The sequence below is a fragment of the Caballeronia sp. genome (genome assembly GCF_028292365.1).
Lineage (GTDB): Bacteria > Pseudomonadota > Gammaproteobacteria > Burkholderiales > Burkholderiaceae > Caballeronia.
In genome coordinates, this window is sequence record NZ_JAQGMM010000620.1 from 1 (window position 1) to 3355 (window position 3355).

Here is a 3355-nt window from a genome sequence, read left to right on the forward strand (position 1 = left end):
GATCGTAATCGCACTTCACGTTCTTCAACGTGCAAGGATTTGCATCAGCATGTTTCAACGTTTGGCTGGCTTTTTCAGGCTTTACCTTGTGCCGGATTTTTATCGCTGCGCAGCGCAGTGCGCTGCCCGGGAAACGGGGGCGATTGTACGTGCGAAGCTTGCCTGCAAGCAGCAATCGGCATGTCAAGTTTTGTGCTTGGCAGCCGTTGGCGTGGAGAGTGCAAACTCGTTGCGGTGCGCGACATGTGATGCCAGCAATGTCACTCGGAAGCGTCCGAATGTGCTCGGATTTGACCGGGTTCCGGACGCAGGTTCCGGGAGTGAAACCTGGAGTAATACGCGGTCGTTTGCCTGAATAAAGCGGCAGTGCAACGATGCGGCGTAAGCCAACCACCCGCAACGCACATAATCCCTGCGGAAACGACAAAAGCCCGCCTTTTTCAAGGCAGGCTTTTGTACACCGCACCGGTCATCAGCAACCGGTCAGACGGGTTAGATGGGTCGCAACGACTTAGTTGTCGTTGTTACCAATCGTGGCGCTGACACGCTGACGTAGATCGACGCCGTCAATCGGGAAGGTCGCTTCAACACGCCGAGCGCCCGTATAGCGCTTTTCCCAATAGCTGTTGTCCATGTCGTCCACACGGATCGTGCTGCCCGTGGACGGCGAGTGAACAAACTTGTTGTCGCCGATATAAATCCCGACGTGCGAGAACGAGCGGCGCATTGTGTTGAAAAACACGAGGTCACCCGGCTTCAGCTCGCTCACGCGAACTTTCTCGCCAACCCGGCTCATCTCTTCCGCACGCCGCGGCAGCGTCATACCCAACGTGTCCTGGAACACGTAGCGCACGAAACCGCTGCAATCGAGACCGGAATCCGGCGTATTGCCGCCCCAGCGATAGCGCACGCCGATCATATTGAGCGCGCCGACGACTACGTCGCCCGCCTTGCTCGCCATGCCGGAAAGAAAAGAACGCGTACCGCTGGATGGGTTGCTTGTCACATTACCGGAGTCAGCAACGGGGTAAATCTCGTTAGCTGCTCTGGTCGATGCGGAAATGCCATTGCTGGCATTTTGGCTTGAATTGTTGACTTCGTCGGCAAACGCGCCCGAAGTTGCTGTCATCATCAGGCCGATCAACATGCTGGCTGCTGCCCGCGCGCATGTTTGAGTCAAAGTTAATTGCTGCATCGGTCGGTAGTTTTGGGTGAAAAAGTCTGAAAAATCAGGATCATGCGGAAAAGTTGGCTCGATACTAGCCAGATATTATTTACATGTCAAAAGGCATAGAAAAATACAATTGAGATACGCACCTAATTGGTGAAAATTAGGCCGCGATCGCGGCTTTCAGTAACTTTCTTGTGTATTCGTGGGACGGCATCGCAAAAATATTCTCCACATCGCCGGTTTCCACGATAGTTCCGTTCTGCATCACCACAACCCGGTGCGCCATCGCACCAATAACCTCTAGGTCATGGCTGATGAATACATAGCCGAGGTTGTACTTCCGTTGTATATCGGCAAGCAGACGCAAAACTTGATGCTGAATTGACACATCGAGTGCGCTGGTGGGTTCGTCGAGGATCAGGATGCGTGGTTCCAGCACCAGCGCGCGGGCGATTGCAATGCGTTGCCGTTGTCCGCCCGAGAACTCGTGCGGGTATCGATTCAACGCCGTACGGTCCATTCCGACTTCGCGCAGAACGGCCACCACCTTGGCGTGGCGCGCGGCTGCATTGAGTTCCGGTCGATGCAGCGCCAGCCCCTCGCCTACGATCCGCTCAATGGTCTGACGTGGCGACAGCGAGCTATACGGGTCCTGAAACACCACCTGCATATTTGATCGTAAGACGGTTTTTTCGCGGCCACGATAATCGCCGAGCAAGCGCCCTTGAAACTCCACCTTGCCGTGTGACGTACGCTGCAAACCCAGCAACGCCATCGCCAAAGTGGATTTTCCCGATCCCGACTCGCCCACGATGCCCAACGTTTCACCCTGGCGCACCGTCACGGAAACGCGATCCACCGCCTTGAACGCGCCACGCCGGAACCAGCCGCCCACGCCCGGCGTCTTGGTGGCGAATTCCACGGATACCTCTTGCGCGTCGAGCAATATGGGCGACAGCGGCAGCACCGGCAACACCGTGCGCTCCGGGCGGCTCTCAAGCAATCGCACCGTATAAGGATGCTGAGGCGACGCGAAGATGCCCTGCACGGTGCCGCTTTCCACCAGCACACCCTGCTCCATCACCGCCACGCGCTGCGCGAATTTGCGCACGAGGTTGAGATCGTGCGTGATCAGCAACACGGCCATGCCGCGCGAAGCGGCTTCGTCGCGTTGCAACTCCAGCAGCAATTCCACGATCTGTGCGCGGATGGTCACGTCGAGCGCGGTCGTCGGTTCGTCGGCGAGCAGCAGGCGCGGCCGGCACGCCAGCGCCATGGCGATCATCGCGCGCTGGCGTTGTCCGCCCGAGAGCTGATGCGCGTATCGGTCGATGCGTTTTTCCGGCTCCGTGATCCCCGTGCGCGCGAGCAGATCGATCGCTCGCCGACGGGCATCGCGAGCGGACACACCATCGTGCAGCTGAATCGTCTCCACGATCTGGTCGCCGATGGTGTACAGCGGGTTGAGCGCGGTCATCGGCTCCTGAAAGATCATCGCGATGTCCGAACCTCGCAGCTTGCGCATTGCAGGTTCGCTTTTGGTGAGCAATTCCTGGCCGTCCAGCCGGATCGAGCCGCTCAGGTCGGCGTCGCGCAACAGCCGCAGGATGGACAACGCCGTTACGCTCTTGCCCGATCCAGACTCGCCGACCAGCGCCACGCGTTCACCGGCTTCTATCTTGAGGCTCACGCCATCGACGGCCATGGTTTCGCCAAAGCGCACCCGCAGATCCGTGATTTCCAGCAGCGGCGCGCTCATTGACCGCCTCCGGCTTTGACGGCGTCGGAGATGCGCGTGTCCAGCGCGTTGCGCAGCGCGTCGCCCATGAAGGTGAGCAACAACAAGGTCCCGACCAGCACGCCGAAGGTGGACAGCGAGATCCACCACGCGTCGAGATTCGCCTTGCCTTGCGCGAGCAATTCACCGAGCGATGGCGTGGGCGGCGGCACACCCAGGCCCAGGAAATCGAGGCTGGTCAACGCAAGGATCGCCCCGCTCATGCGAAATGGCAGGAAGGTGATAACGGGTGTGAGGCTATTGGGCAGGATGTGACGCCAGATGATCTGGGCATTGGATAAGCCCATCGCTCGCGCCGCCCGCACGTAATCCTGCGTGCGGTTGCGCAGGAACTCGGCGCGCACATAGTCCGATAACCCGATCCATCCGAACAACGACAACAGCAC

Annotated in this window: 4 protein-coding genes; 1 reads left to right on the forward strand and 3 read right to left on the reverse strand. The window is 58.9% G+C overall.

Translation table 11 applies throughout. The features are described 5' to 3' along the window. A partial coding sequence (locus JWR14_RS36130) for a hypothetical protein (protein ID WP_299719134.1) occupies positions 1-249 on the forward strand: 249 nt, incomplete at its 5' end. A gap of 262 nt (positions 250-511) precedes the next feature. Here the strand turns inward: JWR14_RS36130 and JWR14_RS36135 are convergent. From JWR14_RS36135 to JWR14_RS36145, 3 genes are all read right to left on the reverse strand, one after another. Then, positions 512-1195, reverse strand: a complete 684-nt coding sequence (locus tag JWR14_RS36135; RefSeq protein ID WP_299719136.1) for a C40 family peptidase — start codon at positions 1193-1195, stop codon at positions 512-514. Between the two features lie 136 nt (positions 1196-1331). Continuing rightward, a complete protein-coding gene (locus JWR14_RS36140; RefSeq protein WP_299719138.1) occupies positions 1332-2930 on the reverse strand; it encodes a dipeptide ABC transporter ATP-binding protein in 1599 nt (532 codons plus the stop codon). Then, a partial coding sequence (locus tag JWR14_RS36145) for an ABC transporter permease subunit (RefSeq protein WP_299719140.1) occupies positions 2927-3355 on the reverse strand: 429 nt, incomplete at its 5' end. The genes JWR14_RS36145 and JWR14_RS36140, both read right to left, overlap by 4 nt.

Excerpts from the sequence above, each read along its gene's own strand:
- JWR14_RS36135 (WP_299719136.1), bottom strand. The coding sequence starts at position 1,195 with ATGCAGCAATTAACTTTGACTCAAACATGCGCGCGGGCAGCAGCCAGC.
- JWR14_RS36140 (WP_299719138.1), bottom strand. The coding sequence starts at position 2,930 with ATGAGCGCGCCGCTGCTGGAAATCACGGATCTGCGGGTGCGCTTTGGC.